General features: G+C 53.3%; 3 protein-coding genes. All 3 read right to left on the bottom strand.

Features of this window, described 5'->3' with window-relative positions:
• Positions 1-178, bottom strand: a 178-nt coding sequence (locus D5S03_RS05135) for an S-adenosylmethionine synthetase N-terminal domain-containing protein (RefSeq protein WP_287042876.1), incomplete at its 3' end; no start/stop codon positions are given.
• 240 nt (positions 179-418) lie between these two features.
• Positions 419-1,681, bottom strand: coding sequence for an adenosylhomocysteinase (gene ahcY / locus D5S03_RS05140; RefSeq protein WP_008870002.1), 1,263 nt, complete (start codon positions 1,679-1,681; stop codon positions 419-421).
• A 45-nt stretch (positions 1,682-1,726) separates the two neighbouring features.
• Complete coding sequence (locus D5S03_RS05145) at positions 1,727-2,674, bottom strand: ArsR/SmtB family transcription factor (RefSeq protein WP_287042875.1); 948 nt, start codon at positions 2,672-2,674, stop codon at positions 1,727-1,729.
• Positions 2,675-3,007 lie beyond the last annotated feature (333 nt).

Raw genomic sequence — 3,007 nt, forward strand, 5'->3', positions numbered from 1 at the left:
CCCCGGCGATGAAGACCATGCCGGTGGTGACCAGGGTCTCGCAGGCCACCCTGGATTCGGAGTCATTCTCCAGAAGGGCGTCCAGGACCGCATCCGATATATAGTCGGATACCTTGTCCGGATGTCCCTCGGATACTGACTCCGAGGTGAAAAAATACTTGCCTTGTGATCCTATCATGGCATCTTCTCCTTGCTGTTAAAAACTTATTCGAGGTATCTGTTCAGTGTTTTTGCATGCGGCCGGGGGACTGTCTTCCTTTAGCGACTCAAGCGAACTTGTCACTCAACTTGAGCTGCCGGTCCTGCCAAACTCGGCCTGCGGCCCAGAGGGGCCTGCGCCCCGAGGACTAAACCACTCGCTCAAGTCAAGTGCTGGACGAGGTCCCCTGACCTCTGATCTCTGACTTCCGACCTCTGCTTACGTGCCTTCTTCCCAGGAATCCAGGTAGTCTTTCTGTTCCTGAGTCAATTCATCAATCTCAATGCCCATGGCAGTAAGCTGCAGCCCGGAAATGTCGTCATCGAGCTCCACCGGCAGCTGCAGTACCTTGTTTTCCATTTTGCCCCTGTTCTGTACACCGTATTCGCAGGCCAGGGCCTGTCCGCAGAAGGAGGTGGACATTACTTCGCTGGGATGGCCTTCGGCAGCAGCAAGGTTGACCAGACGGCCTTCACCCAGAACAAAGATCTTTTTGCCGCCAACGATATACTCATCCATGGAGGTACGCACCTCTCTTTTGGACTCGGCTCCCTTTTCCAGTGCCGGAATATCGATTTCGTTGTCGAAATGTCCGGAATTGCAAAGGATGGAACCGTTTTTCATATTCTTTACATGCTCCATGCGGATGACATGCTTGTTGCCGGTGACTGTGCAGTAGATATCTCCAATCTTGGCTGCATCCTCCATCCTCATTACCTTGTAACCGTCGTAAGCAGCCTGCAGGGCGCAGAACTGATCCACTTCCGTGACGATGACGTTGGCTCCCATGGCCTGGGCTCTTTTGGCCACGCCCTTGCCGCAGCTGCCATAGCCGGCAACCACGAAGTTCTTGCCTGCCAGCAGTACGTTGGTGGCCCGCAGGATTCCGTCCACAGTGGACTGGCCTGTGCCGTAGTAATTGTCCACCAGGTGCTTGGTCATGTTGTCATTGACCGCAATCATGGGGTACTTCAGGGCGTTGTCCTTTTCCATGGCCTTGAGCCGGATAATGCCGGTAGTGGTTTCTTCGCAGCCGCAGATGATATCCGGGATCAGATGGGCATGGTTCTTATGTATTTCGGAAACCAGGTCGCAGCCGTCATCAATGGTGATATGCGGCTTGAACTCGATAATCTTATTGATATAGCGGTAATAGTCTTCCTTGGTTTCGCCCTTGTAGGCCCAGACCTTGACTCCTTCATCAGCCAGGGCAGCAGCCACGTCATCCTGGGTGGACAAGGGGTTGCATCCTGTGATGGCCACATCTGCGCCGCCGGCGATGAGGGTGCGCACCAGAATGGCGGTTTCCTTGGTCACGTGCAGGGCCAGTCCTATGCGGATATCTTTCAGGGGCTTTTCCTTGGCAAAGCGCTCCCTGACCTTGAGCAGGGCTCCCATGTTGAGTTCGGCAAGTTCCAGGTTCTTATGGCCCTGGGATGCCAGAGACATGTCTTTGACTTCGTAATGATTTCCTTTGTCCATTTTTGTTTTCTCCTTGTTTAGGTTTGGTGTTATGTAATTTTTTGTTTACCCTGTAAAAACTTCTTTCCCGGAAGGACCTTGCGGCTTGACAGCCAGGCAGGCATTTACGCATAGTCCCTGCTGCACCCAGTGCTGTTCCAGCTGCAGAAGGTCCAGCCCGGCCTGCTGCAGCCACTGCCTGAGCTGCTCCCTGTCGAAGCCTGCCCAGACCCCGCCATACCTGTAGCGGATCTCTTCTTGGTCGTGCCGGTCAAAGTCGGCCATGATAAACCGCCCTCCCGGTTCCAGGACCCTGCTGACCTCTTTTATCCCTTCTAAGGGAACTGCTACATGACGCAGGACCATCTCCATGACCACCAGGTCGGTTTCTCCGTTTCTGATAGGCAGGTGCTCCAGTTCCCCCAGCCGCAGGTCTGCATTTACCCCTGACCCGGAAAGCCTTTGCCTGGACTTTTCCAGCATTCCGGCGGAACTGTCTACTCCAATGACCCGCTGGGCATGCCTGCCCAGCTCCAAAAGCATTTCCCCGGTGCCGCACCCGAGATCCGCTGCCGTATTTGCTCCCTGGGCCTCCCGGGCTACGATGCGCTTTAAGCTGAAGTCCCCGAGCACTTCCTGCTTTAAAAGATCCCAGTCATCCACAAGGCTGTTGAAAAAAGTCTTGACCCTGTGCTTGCGTTCATCCAGCAGTTCCTGAGTCTTTTCCAGGTCAGCAGCAAAATCCTGCCGTGATCCGCCGGCCTGAATTATAAAGTCAGTGAGATGAGCAAGATCCGCACCCCCGGCCCTTGTGTAATATATGTAGCTGCCGTCTCGCCTGGACTGCAGAAGCCCGGAGTCCGCCAGGATCTTCAGGTGCCTGGAAATGCGGGACTGACCCATGTCCATGATGCGAACCAGCTCGTTCACATTCAGCTCATGGTGCAGCAGCAGGTGCAGCAGACGCAGCCTGGTTTCATCGCCCAGGGATTTAAACAGTCTAACGATATCCAACTTATTTCCATATAAAGATATTTTGATATGTGCGTTGCGAGATAACTAAGTGAATACGGCAACCCCTGTCAAGGATAATTTTCAAAAAAATATCGATTTTCATCCAACATATTGTTACAATTGAAAATAAACTTCCTCTGCCGTCCTGGCAGCATACAATCCCCCCTGCAATGTCGTAACCATTCAGGGGATCATGGGTGTTGATTACTGGCACTCACGCCTCTGGCGTGACTGGGGACTGTCCCTCGCTAAGTACTAAATGTGCAGGTTCACAAAAACTCGCGTCTGTAATTTTTGTATTTGTGAGGAGAAAAGGTGTCGCGGGGACTGTCC

The organism is Desulfonatronospira sp. MSAO_Bac3, from assembly GCF_003838035.1.
GTDB lineage: Bacteria > Desulfobacterota > Desulfovibrionia > Desulfovibrionales > Desulfonatronovibrionaceae > Desulfonatronospira > Desulfonatronospira thiodismutans.

Coding starts and splice junctions, on each gene's coding strand:
- ahcY (WP_008870002.1), bottom strand. CDS start 1,681: ATGGACAAAGGAAATCATTACGAAGTCAAAGACATGTCTCTGGCATCC.